At 60.1% G+C, this 21,979-nt stretch carries 16 protein-coding genes; 9 read left to right on the top strand and 7 right to left on the bottom strand.

Annotated features, from left to right (window positions below):
- Nucleotides 1-864: 864 nt before the first annotated feature.
- From FSY45_RS25610 to FSY45_RS25600, 3 genes are all read left to right on the top strand, one after another.
- A complete protein-coding gene (locus tag FSY45_RS25610) occupies nucleotides 865-1,584 on the top strand; it encodes an FHA domain-containing protein (RefSeq protein WP_046460398.1) in 720 nt (239 codons plus the stop codon).
- A 188-nt stretch (nucleotides 1,585-1,772) separates the two neighbouring features.
- A complete protein-coding gene (locus FSY45_RS25605) occupies nucleotides 1,773-2,225 on the top strand; it encodes a pilin (protein WP_046460399.1) in 453 nt (150 codons plus the stop codon).
- 40 nt (nucleotides 2,226-2,265) lie between these two features.
- Nucleotides 2,266-3,822 carry an O-antigen ligase gene (locus FSY45_RS25600; protein ID WP_080944378.1) on the top strand — a complete coding sequence of 519 codons (1,557 nt, stop codon included), beginning with the start codon at nucleotides 2,266-2,268 and terminating at the stop codon, nucleotides 3,820-3,822.
- Between the two features lie 5 nt (nucleotides 3,823-3,827).
- Here the strand turns inward: FSY45_RS25600 and moaC are convergent, their stop codons facing one another.
- A complete protein-coding gene (moaC, locus tag FSY45_RS25595) occupies nucleotides 3,828-4,292 on the bottom strand; it encodes a cyclic pyranopterin monophosphate synthase MoaC (protein ID WP_046460401.1) in 465 nt (154 codons plus the stop codon).
- Between the two features lie 199 nt (nucleotides 4,293-4,491).
- Between moaC and FSY45_RS25590 the strand changes: the two genes are divergently transcribed.
- Nucleotides 4,492-6,138: a M48 family metalloprotease gene (locus FSY45_RS25590; RefSeq protein ID WP_080944382.1), complete on the top strand. Its 1,647-nt coding sequence runs from the start codon at nucleotides 4,492-4,494 to the stop codon at nucleotides 6,136-6,138.
- On the opposite strand, the gene FSY45_RS25585 is transcribed toward FSY45_RS25590, so the two are convergent.
- The 3 genes from FSY45_RS25585 to FSY45_RS25575 all read right to left on the bottom strand — a co-directional run bounded on the left by FSY45_RS25585 (nucleotide 6,097) and on the right by FSY45_RS25575 (nucleotide 7,918).
- Nucleotides 6,097-6,447, bottom strand: a complete 351-nt coding sequence (locus tag FSY45_RS25585; protein WP_034348032.1) for a phage holin family protein — start codon at nucleotides 6,445-6,447, stop codon at nucleotides 6,097-6,099. The genes FSY45_RS25590 and FSY45_RS25585 overlap by 42 nt on opposite strands.
- 108 nt (nucleotides 6,448-6,555) lie before the next feature.
- Nucleotides 6,556-7,029 carry a hypothetical protein gene (locus FSY45_RS25580; RefSeq protein WP_034351037.1) on the bottom strand — a complete coding sequence of 158 codons (474 nt, stop codon included), beginning with the start codon at nucleotides 7,027-7,029 and terminating at the stop codon, nucleotides 6,556-6,558.
- Nucleotides 7,030-7,162: 133 nt separating this feature from the next.
- Nucleotides 7,163-7,918 carry a TerC family protein gene (locus FSY45_RS25575; RefSeq protein WP_003066777.1) on the bottom strand — a complete coding sequence of 252 codons (756 nt, stop codon included), beginning with the start codon at nucleotides 7,916-7,918 and terminating at the stop codon, nucleotides 7,163-7,165.
- A gap of 425 nt (nucleotides 7,919-8,343) precedes the next feature.
- On the opposite strand from FSY45_RS25575, the gene FSY45_RS25570 reads away from it, so the two are divergent.
- On the top strand, nucleotides 8,344-8,793 hold the full coding sequence (locus FSY45_RS25570) for a DUF3717 domain-containing protein (RefSeq protein ID WP_034382388.1): 450 nt from the start codon (nucleotides 8,344-8,346) through the stop codon (nucleotides 8,791-8,793).
- Between the two features lie 3 nt (nucleotides 8,794-8,796).
- On the opposite strand, the gene FSY45_RS25565 is transcribed toward FSY45_RS25570, so the two are convergent.
- Complete coding sequence (locus FSY45_RS25565) at nucleotides 8,797-9,357, bottom strand: YaeQ family protein (RefSeq protein ID WP_012840346.1); 561 nt, start codon at nucleotides 9,355-9,357, stop codon at nucleotides 8,797-8,799.
- 192 nt (nucleotides 9,358-9,549) lie between these two features.
- A complete protein-coding gene (purB, locus tag FSY45_RS25560) occupies nucleotides 9,550-10,929 on the bottom strand; it encodes an adenylosuccinate lyase (RefSeq protein WP_046460494.1) in 1,380 nt (459 codons plus the stop codon).
- Nucleotides 10,930-11,099: 170 nt separating this feature from the next.
- Here purB and FSY45_RS25555 point away from each other — a divergent pair, with 170 nt between their 5' ends.
- Nucleotides 11,100-11,717 (top strand): glutathione S-transferase C-terminal domain-containing protein, encoded by a 618-nt coding sequence (locus FSY45_RS25555; protein WP_046460402.1) that lies wholly within the window; start codon nucleotides 11,100-11,102, stop codon nucleotides 11,715-11,717.
- 340 nt (nucleotides 11,718-12,057) lie between these two features.
- On the opposite strand, the gene glnE is transcribed toward FSY45_RS25555, so the two are convergent.
- Nucleotides 12,058-14,850: a bifunctional [glutamate--ammonia ligase]-adenylyl-L-tyrosine phosphorylase/[glutamate--ammonia-ligase] adenylyltransferase gene (glnE, locus tag FSY45_RS25550; RefSeq protein ID WP_046460403.1), complete on the bottom strand. Its 2,793-nt coding sequence runs from the start codon at nucleotides 14,848-14,850 to the stop codon at nucleotides 12,058-12,060.
- Between the two features lie 182 nt (nucleotides 14,851-15,032).
- Between glnE and FSY45_RS25545 the strand changes: the two genes are divergently transcribed.
- Genes FSY45_RS25545 through FSY45_RS25535 form a run of 3 tightly spaced genes read left to right on the top strand, consistent with a single transcriptional unit; the run spans nucleotide 15,033 to nucleotide 21,978 of the window.
- Nucleotides 15,033-19,094 carry a YhdP family protein gene (locus tag FSY45_RS25545; protein ID WP_080944379.1) on the top strand — a complete coding sequence of 1,354 codons (4,062 nt, stop codon included), beginning with the start codon at nucleotides 15,033-15,035 and terminating at the stop codon, nucleotides 19,092-19,094.
- Nucleotides 19,091-19,906 carry a carbon-nitrogen hydrolase family protein gene (locus tag FSY45_RS25540; RefSeq protein ID WP_045839336.1) on the top strand — a complete coding sequence of 272 codons (816 nt, stop codon included), beginning with the start codon at nucleotides 19,091-19,093 and terminating at the stop codon, nucleotides 19,904-19,906. Before FSY45_RS25545 ends, FSY45_RS25540 begins: the two co-directional genes overlap by 4 nt.
- On the top strand, nucleotides 19,903-21,978 hold the full coding sequence (locus tag FSY45_RS25535; protein WP_052951038.1) for a nitrogen regulation protein NR(II): 2,076 nt from the start codon (nucleotides 19,903-19,905) through the stop codon (nucleotides 21,976-21,978). Before FSY45_RS25540 ends, FSY45_RS25535 begins: the two co-directional genes overlap by 4 nt.
- Nucleotide 21,979 lies beyond the last annotated feature (1 nt).

Raw genomic sequence — 21,979 nt, 5'->3', positions numbered from 1 at the left:
AGTCAGAAGTGGACCATGCCCATCCGGGATTGGAAGGCTGCGCTGACCCGCTTTACCATTCAGTTCGGAGACCGCATCTCCGTCAATTGAAGTCCGAACCGTTTACACAAAAATTCGGACACGCCCTAGCTTCAGGTGGACCATGCCCATCCGGGATTGGAAGGCTGCGCTGACCCGCTTTACCATTCAGTTCGGAGACCGCATCTCCGTCAATTGAAGTCCGAACCGTTTACACAAAAATTCGGACACGCCCTAGCTTCAGCGAGGAAGTATGCGTGAGCGTTCTTCAAGTTCAAGGCTGACTGGTAGAAGTACTGGACTAGCTTGCTGATGCTGTTCAGTTGTTGTCTGCCCTGCTGCGCATGGTGCGATTTCGTCACTTGACTAGCGTTGGAACACCCTGCCCGGGGCACCTACTCACACAATGTAAACAACCTGCTAAAAATGGCTTACTTGTTTACAGTGGTTGGTGTAAAATTTCGAAAAAGTGGCCTTCTGACTAGTTATCAGAGAGATGTTTACATAAAAGGTGACCTCTGCCGTTCTAAATCACGGATAGGTGGCTGTCGCCACTTTGCAAAGATTTGCAAAAAAGCCCGCGCTTTCAACGAGTGCGGGCTTTTCTTATATGGCGACTTGATAGATTGCGGGTGCGATTCCCAAGATGCTGCAGACGAATGACAGCAAGGTTGAAAATTTCAATCGAATAGCTGGCTTCATCGAGTTAGTGCAATAAGATGCAGCATGCAAGCGCGTTTCATCCAGTTACGATTGATGATTCAGCGCTGAATCACACACTCAAGTGGGAGTGGTCCTAGCCAGTGCAGCCAAGCAGGACTTGGCGTTTCCTCAGGAGCTTCGAGCATGCCGACTTTGGTCATCTCAATCGACGGCGCAGTCATCAAGGAAGTACAGCTCACCAAGGAGCGCACGACCTTGGGTCGTCGTCCTTACAACGACATCGTGATCGAGAATCTGGCGGTCAGCGGCGAGCATGCCGTGCTCACCATCTCTGGTGGCAAGGTCAGCATTGAAGACCTGCGCAGCACCAACGGCACCTATGTCAACGGTCGTGCCATCCAGAAGCAGGACCTGCTCAACGGCGACCTGCTGGACATTGGCCGCTACAAAATCCGCTTTCTCGATACCGTGATTGCCGACTCGAATGCCCCGTCGTCTGCCCAGAGCAGCAAAAAGGCGCTGGCGCATATTTCCGAAGAAGCAGACAGCGGCTATGCCAAAGTCGCCAGTCCCTCCGGGTTTGGTGAAATCTCCAGCTTCAGCTCCACCATCCAGGGTTCGCTCGCCGCGCTGCCGGAGCGCCACGCGGTGATTCGCATGCTCACCGGCAGCCTGGCTGGCAGGGAAATACCTCTTTTCAAGGTCGTCACCACCCTGGGCAAGCCCGGTGTAGCCATCGCCTCCATCACCCAGAAGCCCCATGGCTTTGTGCTCACTCAACTGGAGGGCGCAAGCGAAGACCTCAAGCTCAATGGCCAGGTGGTGGGCCCTTTGTCTGTGCCGCTGCTCAATGGCGATACGGTGGACCTGGCGGGCAGCACCATGCGCTTCGTCGTGGAGTGACAGGCCGGCTTGATGGGTGTCAAGCATCTGACAAATTTGTCAGTGTTGCGGTTGGATCGCCAAAATTGTTACTCAAGCTCGCGTGAATGTTGCCAAACGTGTCGAATGGCTAATCGGCGCGCTTCTGTCAGATTGTTGGCATGGCACTTGCTTTATAGCTTGGGTCTCATCCAACTAGGGAGTTTGAAATGAAGCGTTCCATTCAAAAGGGTTTCACCCTGATCGAACTGATGATCGTTGTGGCGATCATCGGTATTCTGGCTGCTGTGGCTCTGCCTGCTTATCAGGATTACACAACACGTGCGAAGGTCTCAGAAGTGGTTTTGGCAGCGTCCGGCACGCGCACTAGCTTGGCAGAAGCCTATGCGTCTACAGGTACATTCCCCTCAGATATGAGTGGTGCTGGACTTTCGACACAGTCTTCCAAGTATGTAAAAAGTATCACCTACTCTGGTGATTCTACAAAAGCAAATGTTTCTGTGACTGCACAAGGTGATTCGAAAATCGACAGTAAAAAGATTGTGCTGCAAGGTAAGCCTGATACATCTGGTGTTGTGATTTGGACATGTGGCGTATCTTCGACGACTCCTATTGATACAAAATACTTGCCAGCTAGCTGCCGAGCAACGATTACCGAGTAAAAGTACGCTACGATAAACAGGGGCTTCGGCCCCTTTTTTTATGAAAATAGTATTTTTATCTTTAATTCTGGCATTTATTGTTCCAAATAACAGTCCGCCATGGAATTCATTTCAATCAGAATTTTTAGCTGTTTTTTTTGCGATTTCTATTGGGTTAATGAATTTCAGGAAAAAGACCAAATTTTATTCCTATGATTTGTTTTTAATTGCGATTTTAGTGGCGGCTGGTGCGGGTTATTTTTTTAAGGTAAGTGCATTTGGTACTTATTTTTACGTTGGGACCGTTTATTTATTTTCTGCATTAATAGCCTTTCATGTGGCGGTTGAAAATAAATATAACGATTCGTATTTTGAGTGGTTTTCCGTTTCTTTAATATTGGCATCAATAATTTCATTAGGATGCCAATTGGTTCAATTAATGAATTTGGAGGATTATTTTTTTCCGTGGGTAGGCGATAATCCAGATGGCGGTCGTTACTTCGGAAATCTCGGGCAGCCTAATCAATTGGCATCTTTAGTGCTGATGTCGTTTCTGTGTGGACTATATTTGAATTCGAAAGAGAAGATATCTAGATATACTCAAATTGTATTGGCGATTATATTTGGATTATCCTTGTCGTTGGCTGGTTCAAAGACATCTATTATTTCATTGATTGCTGCAATACTGCTACTCCTTTTTGCAAAAGAGAGAAGATACTCTGGATATGCTGTCTTGTGTGGGTTGTCTTTCTTATTTTTCAGTATTTTTATAAAAGATGATGTGAGAGATTATGCGGGGGTGGACATATCTACGGGAAGATTTTCAATGTGGGGTATGCTGATTGAATCTGTTTTATATAAACCATGGATTGGCTATGGATTTAACGATACGGCAATTGCAAATTTTGAATTAGTCAACGAATTTCCTGTTAATTGGAATAGATTTACCGCACATTCTCACAATATTGTGCTTGATTTTTTTGTGTGGTTTGGAATTCCTGCAGGGATATTCCTGACTATTTTCTTTGCATACTTGTGCTGGCAACATATTTTTCTTCAGAAAAAAACTCAAGATAAATTAATTGCATATACAGCAATTCCATTGCTGGTGCACTCAATGCTTGAATTCCCATTGCATTATGCATATTTTTTAATCCCAATTAGTTTCATAATGGGATCTTGCTGGAAGGGAAAATCTTTCTCGAGTCAAATATATTTAAATCAAATTTTCATAATTTATTGCTTGCCCATCGGAATCTTGATGACAAGAGAATATTTGATTCTGGAAAGCTCCTTGACAGAGCAGAGATTTTATATAAATAATTTTAGTAATGGTAAAGAACAAGAAATTATATTTCCTAGATTTCTTGATCTTCCGACTTCGCAATTTAATTTTCTAGTGAAGAATGAAATCACCAAAGAGGATTATTTTGAAATGGAAAATCTAGTCAGAAGCTATCCGACATATAGAAACTTGCATTTTTTATGTGATTATCTCTTGAAAAATGATGAATATGAAAAGTTTTTGCTGTACTATGAAAAAGCATTAGCTTTGTTAAATAAAGAAGAAGCTAGCGCTTTTAAGAATTTTTATGAGGTAAAAAAGAAATTAGATTAAAAAATCTAGGCGTTGCTTTTGCCGCCATGTTTCTCGAGTACTAATATCTTTTCCATCACCATCCCCTTGTCCACCGCCTTGCACATATCGTAGATAGTCAGCAAGCCGATCTGCACGGCGGTCAGGGCTTCCATTTCCACGCCGGTCTGGCCTTTTAGCTCAACAGTGGCGGTGCAGAGAATGGAGCTGGTTTCCGGTTGCAGCTCGAACTCCACGGCGACACGGGTCAGGGCCAGGGGGTGGCAGAGGGGGATGAGGTCGCTGGTCTTTTTGGCCGCCATGATGGCTGCGATGCGGGCCACGCCCAGCACGTCGCCTTTTTTCGCTGTACCGGCCTGCACAATGGCCAGGGTCTCGGGCTTCATGGTGATGCGGCCTTCGGCGACGGCGATGCGATGGGTGCTGGGTTTGGCACCGACGTCCACCATATGGGCCTGGCCCTGGGCGTCGAAGTGGGTAAGAGAGGACATGGCGGTTCTTTCCGGCGGCAGATGATTTCGGTTCTGGCGCCCATCAAGGTTGAGCGGGGATGGACTGGCGGCTTTACCTGGGCATCCCAGGCGGGCATGTCGCCGTCTTCATCAATCAAGGCATCATAGTGGGGTGTTGAACGGTCGGCATATGGAAGATCCATATGCTGGCAATGCTGTGATTGCCATGCCATTTTTGATGCCAAAACTGCGTACAGTTCATATTCTAAAAGCGCTGACAGCTTCTGTTTTGATAGCTATTCAGGCCGTATCCCCCTTGGCTTCCTCTGCGCAGGCGGCGGGTTTGCCGACCCTGGGCGACGGCGCATCGTCGCTGACCACGGGCGAGGAGCGGCGTCTGGGCGATTCCATCGCCCGCGAGCTGTACCGCGATCCGGACTATCTGGATGACCCGGTGCTGCAGGAATATGTGGAAGGCATCTGGCTGCATCTGCAGGATGCGGCGCGCAAGAATGGCGAGCTGTCGCCCGAACTGGAGGAGCGCTTTGCCTGGACACTGCTCCTGGGCAAGGACCGCCAGGTCAACGCGTTTGCACTGCCCGGCGGCTATATGGGCGTCTATCTGGGCCTGATCGGCGTGGTCAGCAGCGGCGATGAGCTGGCATCGGTCATTGCCCATGAAACCAGCCACATCACCCAGCGCCACATTGCCCGCATGATGGCGCAGCAAGGCAAGCAGACGCCGCTGATGCTGGCTTCCATGCTGCTGGGTGCCCTGGCGGCCACGCGCAGCCCCGATGCGGCCATGGCCATCATGATGGGCGGTCCGGCGGCGGTGATGCAAAACCAGCTGAATTTCTCGCGCGCCATGGAGAGCGAGGCGGACCGCATGGGTTACAGCCTGATGTCTCCCGCGGGCTTTGCTCCCCAGGGTTTTGTGAGCATGTTCGGCAAGCTGCAGCAGGCCAGCCGGCTCAATGACAACGGCAGCTGGCCCTATCTGCGCAGCCACCCGCTGACCACGCAGCGTATCGCGGACATGGATTCGCGCATTCCGCCCGGCAAGCGCGCGGCCGACCCCGTGCCGACGCTGGAGCATGTGATGATGTCGGCCCGCGCCCGTGTGATCTCCAACCCCGGTGTCGAGGTGCGCCGCCAGTGGGCCAGGCTGCCGCGTTCCGGCAGTTTTTCCAGCCTGAGCCAGTTCGAGCAGGTTGCTCAGCTCTATGCCGCGACGCTCAGTGCCATGTATCTGCGCGACTGGCCGCTGGCGCGCGAGATGGCGCAGCGGCTGCTCGCGGCGACGGCGGGCAACGCACCAGCGAATATTCAAGCCAGATGGCTGAATGCCGAGCTTGAATTCAAGGCAGACAACCCGCAGGCGGCCTTGGCGGCTTTGCCGCCGCAGTCCGGCAATGCCCCCCAGGCGGCGCCCAGGGTCACGGCCAGCGGCAATCTGGCCGGGCCGCGCGAGGCCGGGCCAAGCCTGGCCACGATTGACGTGGTGGAGCAGGTCGCACCACGCAGGCCGCAACTCTTGCTCAAGACGGAAATCCTGCTCAGGCTCAACCAGGCTGGATCCATGGCCAGCCCCCTGCAGACCTGGGTGACGGATCATCCCCGCGATGGCTCGGCCTGGCAGACGCTGGCGCGCGTGTGGCGCAGCCAGGGCCAGGAGATGCGCGCCCTGCGGGCCGAAGCAGAGGCCCAGGTGGCGCACTATGACTACGCGGCAGCGGTGGATCGCTTCAAGGCCGCGCAGGATCTGGCCCGCAAGGCCGGCGCCAGTGCCGATTACTTCGAGGCTTCCATCATCGACACGCGTTTGCGTGCCGTGGACGAGTTACTCCGGGAACAGCTGCGCGACAAGGCGGTCAATAAGTAGGCCCAGCACCGAGTAGATCAGCGCACCCAGCATGGCGGCCCAGAAGCCGGTGACATGGAAGCCGCCGAGGATGCCGGAGGCCATCCAGAACATCAGGCCGTTGACCACCAGCAGGAACAGGCCCACGGTGATGATGGTCACGGGCAGCGTCAGTATCACCAGGATGGGGCGAATGATGGTGTTGAGCAGGCCGATGACCAGGGCCGCAATCATGGCCGAGCCGAAGCTCTGTACCTGTACGCCGCTGTAGACATAGGCGACCGCGAGAAGAGCCGCCGCGCAAAGAAGCCATTTGACGAGGATTTTCATGCTGACCAGCATAGCAGCAGGCCGTGTCTGCGGTCATCGCGGCGCAGTATAAAAAAAGCCTTGCGAGGTGTTGGCCGCGCAAGGCTTTTCAGAGAGTGCTTGAAGCTCTTAAATCGAGAGCGAGTCGTCGATCACAAAGCCCATCATGGCGGCAATTGCCGCCATGGTGCCGGGCAGATTCCAGCGGCCGCCGGTGGCGCCTGTCTTGGCATTGGCCTTGACGGGAGCGGCTTGCACGACCTCCTGCTTGGGGCGGCGGGCGTCGATGATCTGTGCTGCGCCATGTTCCTGCTGCAACTCGGCGACCAGCTCGGTCAGCGGGCCCTTGGCCAGCACGGCGGTGACCTTGCCTCCTGTCGTCGCCATCACGGGCATCAGCGCCGCAAACAGCTTGTCTGCCCATTTGCCGCGCCAGTTCTCGCGAGCGCGATGGCTGACCCATTTGCTCACACGGTGGGTCATGCGCGGAGCACAGGCCACCAGCAACCAGTGGGAGGAAGCCGCCTGGCTCGATCCCGCCAGTGCCTCGAGCATAGGCTGGGCGTATGTGGCGTCATCCACGTAAACAATGATGGGGTTCAAAGTGCGTCCTAACGGGAACGAAGGTTGAAGAATGCGGCACATCTGTAGGAATGTGCCGACTTGTTTCTATTGTGAGTCGTGAAGGCTGCGGTCAGTTCCCGCATTCCTTCACGAATTGCTGGGTTTTCCAGACTTAGTGGGCTGCAACCGCGGGGCGGCGGCTGGCAATGAACTTGCCCAGAGCCAGAACCAGCAATGCGCCGCCGATATGGGCTGCCCAGTACAGGGTCTTGGAGATCTCGGCCAGACCTTGTGCATCGGTCGTGCCCAGCTTGGGCATCCACAGCCACTTGTCGGTGTTCACGAACACGGGGTCGGTCACGAACATGCCGCCCGCGATCCAGCCCAGCAGCATGCCGCCGGCCACGATGATCATGGGGAAGCGCTCCATCAGCTTGATGACCAGCTGCGAGCCCCAGACGATGATGGGCACGGAAATCAGCAGACCCAGCACGATCAGCAGCATCTGGTGGTCGCCCGAGCTCTGGGCTGCGCCGGCGATGGCGATCACGTTGTCCACGGACATCACCAGGTCGGCGACGATGATGGTCTTGATGGCGGCAAACAGCTTGTCGCTGCCTTCGATGTTGTCGTGACCTTCGTCATCGGGAGCAATCAGCTTGATACCGATCCAGATCAGCAGTATGGCACCCACGACCTTCAGGAACGGCAGCTGCAGCAGCACCATGGCAAAGGCGATCAGGATGATGCGCAGGATGATGGCACCGGCAGTACCGTAGATGATGCCCTTGCGACGCTGCTCGGGTGGCAGCTTGCGGCAGGCCAGTGCGATCACGACCGCGTTGTCGCCGCCGAGCAGGATGTCGATGATGATGATTTGGCCCAGCGCAATCCAGAAGGGCGTGTGGGTCAGAAAGTCCAGATCCATGTGATTTTTCCTCGTTGTGGAATGCCGCCGGTGCAGTCTGCATAGGTTTGGCACTTGACGCCAGCGGGTGAAGACCAAGGTGACGTAAGTCGAAGCGCAAACCCGCGCGAGGAATCGTGCAGGGGCAGACACTTTGATTGACCGTCATCGGCCTATCAAAGGTCTTGCTCGATTGCAGCCTGGCTGCAAACCGTATGGCCGGAAGCTTGCGCTTCGTATTGACGACCATCCGCTCATGACGCAAAGCATGCGCCTGATAAGCTACTCCCCTTCGAAGCTGCGCATTTCAACACAGCAGGCATGGGATTTCAAGTTTCAAACCCCATCTAGTTCACAGGTTTTATATTGAGCAGCTGCCTTGCAGCGCTTTTGCACACAGCACAGGCAGCTACCAAAAAAGAAGCAACCTTGCTGACGCAGGCCTCATGGCAGCGGCTTATGATGCCTGCTCCATGACTGCCATTCACATCACCGACATCGAAGCTGCCATCAATTACTGGCGAGGCCGTGCTCCATCACCCGACGGCGTGCTGCTGGCACCCGAGGTCAAGGCGCTGGCCGAGGTGTATGCGCTGATGATTCATGCCTGCGAGTCCGAGGTGGCGGTGGAGGGTTTCCCGTCACATGCCATGGCTGCCTGGCTGGCCTGGTTCGACACCATGCCCGATACGCCTTGCATTGCCATCTGTTCCACCAGCCAGGGCGACGAGAAATGCAAGGGCTGCGGCCGCAGTTTCGACGAGGTGCAGCACTGGACTGCCATGGAGCCCGCCGAGAAGCGGGCCGTATGGCGCCGCATCACGGTCGAGGGCGATTCCTGGCGCTTCAACCGCTATGCGGAGCGCGCGGCGGAGCGGCGCGGCCAGAGTTTCTGAAGCTTATTTCCAGCGCGTGGGCTCGATAAACACCGTGCCCAGATTGCTGGACAGCGTGAGCTGGCCTTCCTGAATCGTGGCTTGCAGTTGCATGCTGCGCTCGGCCAGCGCACCCAGTTGCTGGGCCACTTCCGAGTCGATGTAATGCACTTCCAGCTTGCTCTGGCGGGCCAGCTTGCCTTCCAGACCCTTCCACCAGACATGGGCGGCGTGGTTGAAGGGGTAGACCAGCATATGGTCGGACTTGTTGCAGGCTTTGGTGATGGGCTTTTCGTCGGGCTGGCCGACTTCGATCCACAGACGCTTCTGGCCGGTGTAGTCGGTGATGTGCACGTCCGGATCATCAGGGTCGGACAGGCCAATGCCAAAGCCCAGCGTGCCGTCACCATTGCACAGGTCTTGCAGCTTCCAGGCGTTCAGCGCCAGGGCCACCAGGCGCACCATCATGCGGTCATCTGTTTCGCTGGGATGGCGCGCCAGCGTCAGATTGTGGTCGGCGTAGTAGTTGTGGTCGATGTCGGCAATCGACAGATTGGCTTTGAAGATGGTGGACTTGATGGCCATAAAAACTTGTTGTTGGTGTGTGTTGGGCTGCTAGATCAAGTCCCAACGCGCACAGTCTTGGAAACTGGCGCGGCGCAATCAGGGGGACACCGAGCAAGGGCCGCCCCGCAGCGAGGGTGTCGTCCCCCTCCTGCCTTGCGCAGCAAAGCGAGAGAGGGGGAAGGCGCAAAGCGCCTCAGGGGGGAGCTTTGCTTAAACGCGCTTGGCCAGCTCGGCAGCCTTGCCGATGTAGGAGGCAGGCGTCATGGCCAGCAGACGGTCCTTGTCGGCCTGGGGGATTTCCAGACCGTTGATCAGGCGGTGCAGGTCTTCGGCCAGCACGGTCTTGCCGCGCGTGACTTCCTTGAGCTTTTCGTAGGCGCCCTGCACGCCATAGCGGCGCATCACGGTCTGGATGGGCTCGGCCAGCACTTCCCAGGCGTGGTTCAGGTCTTCCTGCAGGCGCTCTTCGTTGAGTTCGAGCTTGTTCAGGCCGGTCATCAGCGAAGCGTAGGCCAGCGTGGTGTAGCCAAAGGCGACGCCGATGTTGCGCAGCACGGTGGAGTCGGTCAGGTCACGTTGCCAGCGGCTGATGGGCAGCTTCTCGGCCAGATGCTTGAGCATGGCGTTGGCCATGCCCAGATTGCCTTCGCAGTTCTCGAAGTCGATGGGATTGACCTTGTGGGGCATGGTGGACGAGCCGATCTCGCCGGCTTTGAGGCGCTGCTTGAAGAAGCCCAGGGACACATAGCCCCAGATGTCGCGCGACAGGTCGATCAGGATGGTGTTGGTGCGAGCCATGGCATCGAACAGCTCGGCCATGTAGTCATGGGGCTCGATCTGGATGGAGTAGGGCTGGAAGCTGATGCCCAGGCCCTTGGGCTCGGCGGATTCCACCACGTTCTTGCTGAAGGCTTCCCAGTCGAACTCGGGCCAGGCCGACAGGTGGGCGTTGTAGTTGCCCACGGCGCCGTTCATCTTGCCCAGGATCTTCACGCCGGCGATGTTGGCAGCGGCCTTTTGCAGGCGCACGACCACGTTGGCCAGTTCCTTGCCCACGGTGGTGGGGGAGGCGGTCTGGCCGTGGGTGCGGCTGAGCATGGGCACTTCGGCGTAGAGGTGGGCCATCTCGCGCAGCTTGGCGATGATGCCGTCGATGGCGGGCAGCAGCACGGTGTCGCGGCCGACGCGGATCTGCAGCGCGTGGCTGGTGTTGTTGATGTCTTCGCTGGTGCAGGCAAAGTGCACGAACTCGGCGGCCTTTTGCAGCTCGGCGCGGCCATCGAACTTGGACTTGATCCAGTACTCCACGGCCTTCACGTCGTGGTTGGTGGTCTTTTCGATGGCCTTGATGGCGTCGGCATCGGCTTCGGAGAAGTTGGCGACCAGCGTGTGCAGATAGTCGCGCGATTCGGCCGACAGCGCGGGGAATTCGGCAAAGCCGGCATCGGACAGGGCGATGAACCAGGTCACCTCGACCTGAACACGGCGGTGCATATAGCCGTATTCGCTCATGATGGGGCGCAGTGCGGACAGCTTGGCGGCGTAGCGGCCGTCCAAGGGAGAGATGGCGGTGAGGGAGGACAGGTTCATGGTGGCGCAATTGTAGGTGCGCTGTATCAGTCGCACGCCGTGCTGGGTTGCTCGGCGGCCGCGGCCGGCACGCATGCCGGCCCTTTGCGGCGGCAGCCGTGCCGCCATGCCAGCGCATAGAATCATCGCACCGGCCCGTCGCCGGTGACTCGTGTCATGGAACCGCTGCTATGAAACTAATAGGCTCCACCACCAGCCCCTTTGTGCGCAAAGTCCGCGTCGTGCTGGCCGAAAAGAAGCTGGACTATCAATTCGTCGAAGAGAACCCCTGGGAGGAAGCACTTTCACCCGGTACTGGCAATCCTCTGGGCAAGGTGCCGCGTCTGGTGATGGACGGCACGGAGGCGATGTTCGATTCGCGTGTCATCGTCGAATATCTGGACACACTTTCGCCGGTTGGCAAGCTGATTCCGGGCACGGGCCGCGAGCGCGCCGAGGTCAAGACCTGGGAGGCCCTGGCCGACGGCATGCTGGATGCCGCCGTTCTGGTGCGGCTGGAGGCCACCTGGCCCGGCCGCAGCGCAGAGCAGCGCAGCCAGGCCTGGATGGACCGCCAGATGGGCAAGGTCAGTGCCGCGCTCAAGGTCATGTCGCAGGGATTGGGCGAGAAGCCGTTTTGCTGCGGCGGCACGCATCTGACGCTGGCCGATATCAGCGTCGGCTGTGCCCTGGCCTGGCTGGATTTCCGCTTTCCCGAGATGGACTGGCGCGCCGAGCATCCGAATCTGGCCGCCTTGCTGGCCAAGCTGGCGGCACGCCCCAGCTTTGTGAACACCGTGCCCCACTGAGTGGCAGCATGTCGTCAAAGAAAAGGCCACTCGAAAGTGGCCTTTTTTGGGGCATAAAAAAGCTGCGAAGCATCCCGAAACGAATTAAGAGAGGGAGGGAGGAGAAGCGCTCCGGGGATTGTTCAATGGGCGTACCCAAGGGCTTCGCAACTGGAAATTGGTGAATGCAGACCTGTCAGTTCATTGCACTTGACTATCAGATAAGACACTGTTGCAGAAGTTCCAGCCCCCGTGGGTTTCATTTTTGTAACAGTTTGGCAATGCCTGTAGGCAAATCTTGATGGATGCTGCCAGTGCCTCGAAAAGCAGGTGCTCACCAATCTCCGGGCCCTTGGATCAGCTAGCTGCTTTGCGCTGAGGCGACAGGCCCGAACACCGCAGTCCAGAGCTTGAGTACCGCTTCGCGCTGGGCTTGGGCCTGCTCTGGTTCCAGCTGTCCGGAACGCTCATCCAGCCTTGCCACGTGTTGCAGGCGGCGCAGCTCGCGGTAGGCCTTGGCTGCTTCATAGCCCACTGTCTTGGGCAGCAGGCCCGCGTCTTCGGCGCGCTGCAGCAAGGCGATATTGCCCACATTGGCGATCAGCTCGCGGTGCGCGCCGGATTCGGCCAGCACCAGGTACTGCACGGCAAATTCCACATCCACCATGCCGCCGGGGCTGTGTTTGACGTCAAACAGGCCGCCGCGTACCGGGTGAGCGCCACGCACCCGCTCACGCATGGTTTCAATCTCGCTGCGCAGAGCAGCGGCATCGCGCGGCGCGGTGATGACGGCTTCGCGCACCGCATCAAAGCGCTGATGCAGGTGCAGATCGGTCGCAGGTTCGCCGGCAGAAGAGGGAAAGTCGCGGCTGCCCAGCACAAAGCGGGCTCGCGTCATGGCCTGGTGTTCCCAGGTCCAGGCGGTGTTGCTGCCGCGCTGCTGCTGGTAATTGGCATAGGACTCGAAGCTGGTCACCAGCAGACCCGAGTTGCCGTTGGGGCGCAGCGCGGTGTCGATCTCGAACAGATCGCCTTCACCGGTCTTGACGGTCAGCCAGTTGATGAGCTTGCGCACATAGGCTGCGTAAACCTCGGGCGCGCGGTCATCGTCGTCATCGAAGACGAAGACGATGTCCAGATCGCTGCCGTAGCCCAGTTCCTTGCCGCCCAGCTTGCCGTAGCCCACGATGCCGAAACGTGGCGTATCGCGGTGGCGGTTCTTGAGCCGGCTCCAGCACCATTGGGCCGTGATGCGCAGCACGCTGTCGGCCAGGGCGCTGAGGTCGTCGGCCACTTGCTCTACGGTAATGCGGCCTTCGATATCGCGAGCCAGCGTGCGGAAGACTTCGGCATGGTGGGCGCGGCGCAGCAGATTGAGCAAGGTCTCGTCGTCGTCCTCGCCCGTGGACTGCAGGGCGGCCAGGCGCATGGCCAGCTCGTGCTCGAAGTCTGCTGCGACAAAGCGCTCCTTGAGGATGGCATCGCTGGCCAGCTCATCGATCACCCCGGGGTGTTGCTGCAGGTAACGTGCAGGCCAGCGTGCAGCTCCCAAAAGATGTAGCAATCTCTCGTGAACTGCCGGGCGTTCCAGCAGCAAGGCGAGGTAGCTTTCGCGGCGCAGCAGGGGTTCCAGCCACTGCAGAAAGCGTTTGGCAGCTTCTTCGCTGGACTGGCCGCTTTCCACCCATTGCGAGGTGCGCTCCACCAGCCTGAACAAACGAGCCCGCGCCTCGTCGCGCAGGCCGTTGATGCGGGTATTGCTGCGCCAGTCGGCGACCTGCCCGGCCAGCGAGGGAGGCAGGGCCTCGATCAGGTCTTCGATGTCTCTGGGCGTGGGCGGTCCGCCTGCCGCGGCCTTGGCGGCATTGCAGTGGCCGTTGCTGCATTGCTGGGAGTCGCCGCCGAGCAAGGTGTCGAACTCCTGTGCCACCAGTTCGCGGTGCTCGTCCAGCTGGTGCAGAAAGCCGCAGGCATCGGCATAGCCCAGTGTGCGGGCAATCCACAGCAGATCATCGTCGCGTGTGGGCAGCACATGGGTCTGCTGATCGTCCAGATACTGGATGCGGTGCTCCACCTGGCGCAAGAAGATGTAGGCGCGGCTCAGCGCATCGGCAATTTCGGCGCTCATCAGATTGGCCTGCACCAGGCGCTGCAGCGCTTCCAGCGTGGGGCGACGGCGCAGTTCGGGGAACTGGCCGCCGCGCACCACCTGCAGCAGCTGCACGATGAATTCGATCTCGCGGATGCCGCCGCGCGAGAGCTTGACGTCGTTGGCGCGTTCGGGATGGCCTGCGCTGCGCTTGGAGGCGTGGTCGCGGATCTGGCGGTGCAGGCTGCGCAGCGAGTCGAACACCGCATAGTCCAGATAGCGGCGGAACACAAAGGGCAGCACCACGCCGCGCAGGGCCTGGACGTTGGGCGTCTGGATATCGGCCAGCGGCGCCACGATGCGGCTCTTGAGCCAGGCAAAGCGCTCCCACTCCCGGCCGTGAATCTGCAGATACTCCTCCAGCGAGGACAGCGAGACGGCGGGGGCGCCTGAATTGCCGTTGGGCCGCAGGGCCAGGTCGACGCGAAAGACAAAGCCGTGTTCGGTGTTGTCGCCGATCAGGCTGAAGATGCCCTTGACGGCACGGCCGAAGTACTCGTGGTTGGAGATCACGCCGCGGCCGTCGGCCTTGCCCCGGGTGTCGCCGTCATGTTCGTAGACGTAGATCAGGTCGATGTCGCTGGAGACATTGAGCTCGCGGGCACCTAGCTTGCCCATGCCTATGACCCAGAACTGGACTTCCTGGCCGGCGGGTCCTTGAGGTGCACCATGCCGGGTGTCGAGTTCGGCGCGCACCTGGGTGCAGGCGCGATCCAGGGCCAGCTCGGCCAGCTCGGTGACGGCCTTGGTCACCACGGCGAGAGGTGCCTGCTGTTCGCAGTCCAGCACGATGATGCGCTCCATCACCAGCTGGCGCAGCACGCGCAGCGCCGCGGAGAGGTCCAGGCCGCGCGAGTGCAGCGTGCCCAGGGCCTGCTCCATCAGAGCCCGATCGGGGGCTCCCGGCGGCAAGGCGTCAAACCAGTTCTCGTAACGGCGGTGAAGGCGCTGCACAAAGCGCGAGTACTGGGCCGGGGAAGGAACATTGAGGGCGTTTTCTGCCATTGCTTGCTCTGGGGACTGCATGCGGACCGTGAAAAATGATGTCAGGCAGGCAGGTAATCAGCCCGGCAACGTGTGGTTACCGAAACGCGCACGGGGCGCCGGTCATAATTCCTGCCATTGCTAGGCCACCGATGATCGAACCGAAACCACTCCCAACTCGCCAAATTCATAGGCTGGCCAGCTTGGCACGGTGGTCTCTGGGACTGGTCCTTAGCCTGTGGCTGCTGCTGGCCACCGTGTGGGGGGTGCTCCATTTCTGGATTGTGCCGCGAATCGAACAGTGGCGCCCCGAGCTGGAATCCCTGGCCTCACGCAGCCTGGGTGTACCGGTTTCCATTGGCCGGCTGAATGCTTACCGCTCGGGTCTGGTGCCGACCTTCGAGCTGGGCGACGTAGTCCTGCATGACCCTGCGAACAAGAGTGAGGCCTTGCTGCTGCCCAAGGTGGTGGTGGCGGTCTCTGCCCATTCGCTGATGACCCTGGGAGTCGAGCAGATATATCTGGAAGGGCCGGATCTGACGGTCCGCCGCGATGCAGACGGCCAGATCTTTGTGGCCGGTATTGCCGTGTCATCCGATCCGGGGCAGGGTACCGACTCCGACTGGATCTTCTCCCAGCCCGAAATTGCCATCCGCAGCGGCAAGCTGCAGTGGGTGGACGAGCTGCGCAATGCCGCGCCCTTGCAACTGCAGGATGTGGATCTGGTGCTGCGCAACAAGCGCTGGCACCACTCCCTGCGGCTGGATGCCACGCCGCCAGAGGGCTGGGGCCAGCGCTTTACGGTCATGGGCAACTTCAAGGAGCCCTTGCTGTCGGTGCATGAAGGGCGTCTGGAGCGCTGGAGCGGACAGGCCTATCTGGACTTCACGCATATCGACCTGTCCCATCTGGGCCAGTATCTGGGGCCGCAGGACTGGAAGCTGCAGCAGGGCAAGGGCTCGGTCAGGGCCTGGCTGGATGTGGATCACGGACAGCCCGTGGGCGGGGTGGCCGATGTCGCGGTACAGGCGCTGCAACTTCAATGGCGGGACAGACCCGAGCCCCTGGCCCTGCAGGCCTTGCGGGGGCGTTTGCGGGCCAAGAATCAGAACGGTTACCAGTTTTCCGTCCAGGGATTGCAGTTCACGGCCGATGACGGGCTGAACTGGCCCAGAGGCGATTTCAGCCTGCGCTATGTGCCGACCGGCGCTTCCGAGCAGGGCAGTCAGGGCGAGCATGGCGAGGTTCAGGCCGATGGCATCGACCTGGCCATTGCGGCGCAGATGCTGCAGCGTCTGCCCCTGCCGGAGTCCGTGCAGACCCAGCTCAAAGCGCTTGCGCCGGCAGGACAGCTGAGTGATCTCAAGCTGTCATGGCGCGGACCTCTGCAGCAGCTGGCGCAGTACAAGGCTTCGGGCCGGTTCGAGCAGCTGGGACTGCGCTCCCAGGCTTCGGAGGAGGGTCCGCACAGCATAGGTATTCCCGGCGTGCGGGGGCTGAGTGGCAAGTTCACCCTGGATCAGGACAGCGGCGAGGCAACGCTGACCAAGACGCCGGCCGCCAATCAGGCCATGCTGAGCTTCCCCGGAGTGTTTGAAGACTCCGACATCCCGTTCGACCAGTTCGACAGCCTGGTGCGCTGGCAGCTGCTGGACAAGGGCCAGACCATCAAGGTGCAGGTGCCTCGGCTGCGTTTCGCCAATGAGGACACGGCCGGCCAGGCCCAGGCCAGCTGGCAGTCCGGTGCAGGGACCAAGGAGCAGCCGCGCTTTCCGGGACTGCTGGATCTGCAAGGGCAGCTCAGCCGCGCCAAGGGTGAACGGATTTATCGCTATCTGCCCCAGGATCTGGGCAGCGATGCGCTGCGCTATGTGCGCGAGGCCATCACCACAGGGCAGGCCAGTGAAGTGAACTTCCGCGTCAAGGGCGAACTCGAGCATGTGCCGTTTGAAAAGCCGGGCAAGGGCGAATTCCACATCAGTGCCCAGGTGCATGATGTGAACTACCAGTTTGTGCCCGGCTATCTGCTGGGCCCCGGCGAAAAGCCCTGGCCGCCGCTGACCAGGCTGTCGGGCGAGCTGGTGTTCGACCGCAACTCCATGCAGGTGCGCAAGGCCAAGGGCTTTCTGGGGCATACCGCCATCGTGGTTGATGAAGCGCAGGCCGGAGTGGCCGACTGGAACCTGACCGAGGTGGAGGTCAACGCCAAGGCTCATGGAGCCCTGGGCGATATGCTGAACCTGGTCCAAGGCTCGGCTCTGTCTGCGCTGACTGCCCATGCTCTGGATGGCAGCAAGGCCACGGGCAATGCCAAGCTCAGCCTCAGGCTGCATCTGCCCACCATGCATATGGAGCGCAGCAAGGTACAGGGTGAAGTGGCGCTGGCGGGCAATACGCTGCAGCTGATGCCCGAGGTGCCCACACTCAGTCAGTTGCGCGGCAATGTGCAGTTTTCGGAGACCGGCTTTCAGCTCTCGGGCGTGCAAGCCAAAGCGCTGGGCGGTGATGTGCGCATCGAGGGCGGCATGAAGCCTGCCGCCGATGCCGCCACGGCTCCGGTGCAAGTGCGTGTGGACGGTATTGCCACGGCCCAGGGCCTGCGTGACGCCAAGGAGATGAGCGAACTGGTGGCTCTGGGCAAGCATCTGCAAGGCCAGGCACGTTATGGCTTGCAGATCAAGGTGCTGCACAGCGTGCCGGAAATCAGTCTGCAGTCCGATCTGCAGGGCATGGCGGTCATGTTGCCAGCTCCTTTGGGCAAGGCGGCCGACAGCTCCCTGGCCTTGCGTGTCAACCGCACAGTGCCAGCCGTGGCCAAGCCGCTGACCGATCAGTTCAGCGTGCAATGGGGCAATCAGGCCGCAGCCTTGCTGGAGCGCGATATCAGTGGGGCGCAGGCTCGCATCACACGCGGCAGCCTGGAGCTGGTGGAGTCGGGCAAGGCGGAAGCCGCTTTGCCGCCTGCGGGCCTGCAGGCCAGGGTGCAGTTGCCGGTGCTTGATCTGGATGCCTGGAGTCGTTTGTGGCCCGATGGCGCAGGGGGCTCTGCCGACGGCCCCGGTACCGAGGAAGAGAGCTGGCGCCAGTTTGTGCCGCAGCAGTTGGCGCTCAAGGCGCGTGAGGTCAAGCTCCATGGCCGTTCGCTGCACGATGTATCCCTGCAGCTCAGCCATGCCAGCAAGGTATGGATCAACCAGATCCAGTCACGCGAGCTGGCGGGGCGTGTGGAGTATCGAGAGCCATCTGCGCAGGAGCCGGGCGGCCTGGTCATCGCCAAGCTCTCACGTCTGAGCATTCCCGACGGCCCGGACGAAGGGCTGGATACCGCTGCGGAGCAGACCGGCAATGTGCGCGAGCTACCGGCCTTGCAGGTCAGCGTGGACGACTTCCAGCTGGGCAAGCGTTCGCTGGGCAAGCTGGATGTGGTGGCGCGCAATCACGGGCTGTCCGTTGGAGCGGGGCAGCGCGAATGGCAGCTGTCGCGCTTCAATATCAGCACGCCCGAGGCGACGTTGACGGCCCAGGGCTCCTGGGGACTGCGCTCCAGTGACAAAAAGCACCCGGGGCAGACCCAGCTGCAGTTCCAGCTCAATCTGCGCGATGTGGGCAAGCTGCTCAATCGCTTTGACATGCCTGGCGTGGTTGCCAATGGACAGGGTCAGCTGCAGGGTGAAATCAGCTGGACAGGAGCGCCCGTGACGCCGGAGTTCAAGACCATGTCCGGCGCCGTGCATCTGGAGGTGCAAAAAGGCCAGTTCCTCAAGGCAGATCCGGGACTGGCCAAGCTGCTGGGCGTGCTCAGCCTGCAGTCCCTGCCCAGGCGGCTGACGCTGGACTTCCGCGACGTGTTCCGTAACGGCTTCTCTTTCGACTTCATGCGAGGCGATGTCACCATAGAGCGCGGCATTGCCAAGACGAATAACATGCAGATGAAGGGCGTGAACGCGGCCGTGCTGATGGAGGGCTCTGCCGATATCGACAAGGAAACCCAGGACCTGCATGTGGTGGTGGTGCCGGAGATCAACGCCCTGTCCGCCTCCCTGGTTGCGACGGCCATCAATCCCGTGGTGGGGCTGAGCAGCTTTCTGGCACAGATGATTCTGCGTGGCCCGCTGATTGCGGCCACGACCAAGGAGTTCCATATCCACGGCAGCTGGGAAGACCCGCAGGTGACCGAGCTGCCCAGGCGCAGCGTGCCCAAAGCCGGAGCCGACGATGCCGGCAAGCAGCCCGCTGCCGCTCCAAGCTCAGAGGAGAAACCATGAAGATTGCCGCTCTACAAATGGTCTCGGGTCAGGACGTCGCAGCCAATCTGGCGCAGGCGCGCAGCCTGATGCAGCAGGCTGCCGCCCTGGGTGCGGAGCTGGTGGTGTTGCCCGAGTATTTTTGTGCCATGGGAGCCAGGGACACCGACAAGCTGGCCTACCGGGAGGCTTTTGGCCAGGGGCCGATCCAGGACTTCATGGCCGGGGCTGCCAGGCAGCTGCAGCTGTGGGTGGTGGCCGGCACGCTGCCGCTGCAGGCCGCTGACGACAGCCATGTGCTCAACACCAGTCTGGTCTATTCGCCCGAGGGCGAATGCGTGGCCCGCTACGACAAGATCCACCTCTTTCAGTTCGACAACGGGCGCGAGAGCTATACCGAGGCTGCCGTGGTGCAGGCGGGCAGCCAGCCCGTGGTCTGCGACATACAGGCCAGAAATGGCGTGAGCTGGCGCCTGGGCCTGAGTGTCTGCTATGACCTTCGCTTTCCCGAGCTGTACCGCGCACTCAGCGCACAGGGGGCCGACCTGCTGCTGGTGCCAAGTGCCTTCACCTACACCACGGGCCAGGCGCACTGGGAGGTGCTGCTGCGGGCGCGGGCGATAGAGAACCTGGCCTATGTGCTGGCACCGGGCCAGGGCGGCGTGCATGAAAACGGTCGCCGCACCTGGGGCCACAGCCTGCTGATCGACCCCTGGGGCGAGGTGCAGGGCCTGCAGGCCAGCGGCACCGGCGTGGTGGCGGGAGAGCTCAATCGTGACCGCCTGCTGCAGGTGCGCCAGCAATTGCCGGCCTTGACCCATCGTGTGCTGTGACTGATCCGCTGAATACCGCTCTTGACGCACTGCCCGAGGACCATCCCGCCCATTGGCCCTGGCGGCGCTGGCGCATGGCCTGGAAGCGCTGGTCGCTATGGACCTTGCTGGTGGCACTGGTGGTCAGCATGCTGGTCACCATGGTCTGGCTGGCCGGACGCTATGAGGCCTCGCAGGTGCAGGAAAAGCTGGAGCGCGATACCGCCAATGCCGTCGGCGATATCCGTGCAGCGCTGGGCCGCAATCTGCAGGACCTGCTGGCGCTGAGCGCCTACAGCAGCAAGCATGCCGCCTGGCGCGAGCATGCGACCGAGCTGCTGCAGCAGCGCCGCGACCTGATGCGCATCGAATGGCGCGGTGAAAACATGCGCCTCATCGAGCATGCCGAGACGCCTTATCGCACCTTGCTGGTCGAGGATGAAAGCCATTTGCCCGAGCTGCATTCGGGCGAGGCACTGACCTGTACCCAGGCCAGGCGCGTCAACGGGCCATCGTACTCGCCCAGCCGCTTCCAGCTGCTGGGCGAGGGCCTGGGCACGGAGACCATGCAGGTCTGCATGCCGCTGACGGAGAACGGCCATGTGGTGGGCTATGTGCTGGGCACGTACAGCCTGCAGGGCATTCTGATGGCCCAGGTGGGCAAATCCCTGCCGCGCACCCAGGAGGTTTCGTTCACCGAGCCGGACGGCACGCGTCTGGCCATGGTGGGGGCGGCCTGGCGCGGCTCGCGCATGTTCACGGCCCAGCAGTTGCTGGATTTGCCAGGCAACACCCTGGTGCTGCGCATGGACAGCTGGCATCACGCGCCCAGCGTTTTTCCGAATGTGATGACGGCGCTGGTGACCGGCATGTCGATCGCGCTGGTGACCGTGGTGGTGGTGCTGGTGCGCGACAACCGCCGCCGCCTGCGTGCGGAGCGCGATCTGGGCGATGCGCTGGCCTTTCGCAAGGCCATGGAGGACTCCCTGGTCACGGGCATGCGTGCACGCGATCTCCAGGGCCGCATCACCTATGTGAACCCGGCCTTCTGCAATATGGTGGGCTTCAGCGCGCAGGAGCTGCTGGGCCTCAATGTGGCGCCTTACTGGCCGCCCGAGCTGGCCCAGGAATATGTGAGCCGACGCGATCAGCGCCTCGCCGGCCTGCTGCCCACACCGCGCCAGGGCCACGAGAGCGTGTTCATGCGCAAGGACGGCTCGCGCTTTCCGGTGCTGATTTTCGAGGCGCCGCTGATCACCGCCCAGGGCCAGCACACAGGCTGGATGAGCGCTTTCATCGATATCAGCGAGCAGCGCCGCATGGAGGAGATGTCGCGTGCCTCCCAGGAGCGCCTGCAGGCCACGGCACGCCTTGCGACGGTGGGCGAGATGGCCTCCATGCTCAGCCATGAACTGACACAGCCGCTGGCCGCCATTTCCAGCTATGCCACGGGCTCGCTCAATCTGCTGGAGCATGAGCCGACCGACCCTCAGGTCCCGCATCTCAAGGACTTGCGCATGGCTCTGGAGCGCATCGGTTTTCAGGCCGACCGCGCAGGCAAGGTCATCAAGAGCGTGCGCGATTTCGTGCGCCGGCGCGACAAGTCCAGAGAGGTGGTGCAGCCCGTGGAGCTGATCGATGCCGTCATGCCTCTGGTCTATCTGCAGGCGCACAAGCTCAATGCAACTGTGCAGCTGGAGCTGGAGCCCGATCTGCCGGGGGTGCTCTGCGATGTCACCATGGTCGAGCAGGTGCTGCTCAATCTGGCGCGCAACGGCATGCAGGCCATGGACCTGCCCGAGCTCAAGGAGAGGGTGTTGACCATGGCTGTCAGGCGCAGTTCTGACGGTAATAGCGCGCGTTGGGTAGAATTTTCCATCATGGACTGCGGCGCCGGCATTTCTGCGGAAGTCGCCGAGCAGCTGTTCACCCCCTTCTTCACCACGCGCACCGAAGGCATGGGCCTGGGCCTGAGTCTGTGCCGCACGGTGGTGGAGCAACATGGTGGTCACCTTGATTACCGCCCGCACCTCCCGCAGGGCACGGAGTTTGTCTTCACGCTTCCGGCCCACTGGGAACCCAGAGAGAACTAGG

This window comes from Comamonas sp. Z1, from assembly GCF_008121555.1.
Lineage (GTDB): Bacteria > Pseudomonadota > Gammaproteobacteria > Burkholderiales > Burkholderiaceae_C > Comamonas > Comamonas thiooxydans.
The sequence above is the reverse complement of the archived record's forward strand: the minus strand, read 5'-3'. Positions and strand labels throughout refer to the sequence as shown.